This is a genomic window from Virgibacillus sp. 7505 (assembly GCF_002272135.1).
Classification (GTDB): Bacteria; Bacillota; Bacilli; order Bacillales; family Amphibacillaceae; genus Terribacillus.
Genome location: NZ_NPBF01000351.1, coordinates 1 through 229, shown reverse-complemented (window position 1 = coordinate 229; position 229 = coordinate 1). Strand labels below are relative to the sequence as shown.

Annotated in this window: 1 pseudogene; it reads left to right on the top strand. The window is 34.9% G+C overall.

The window, feature by feature from the left end:
- Nucleotides 1–70: 70 nt before the first annotated feature.
- Nucleotides 71–229 (top strand): annotated as a pseudogene (locus tag CHH91_RS21540) (phage tail assembly chaperone); the annotation flags it as partial.

The window sequence follows — 229 nt, the reverse complement described above, 5'->3', positions numbered from 1 at the left end:
TTATTTAACACATTCAGACTTTGGGTGTGTTTTTTTATTACCCAAATTTAAAAACAAAGGAGACATTCACATGTCAGAAAACAAAACAAAAGTACACAATCTATCATTCTTCCTACCAAGTGCAGTTGAAGAAGCAGAGGAAGTAACTGCGCCCATCTCTAAGTGTTTCAAAGATAAAGAAAACAATATCGTTCCATTCATCTTCAAAGCAATCCCTACTGAGCGGATT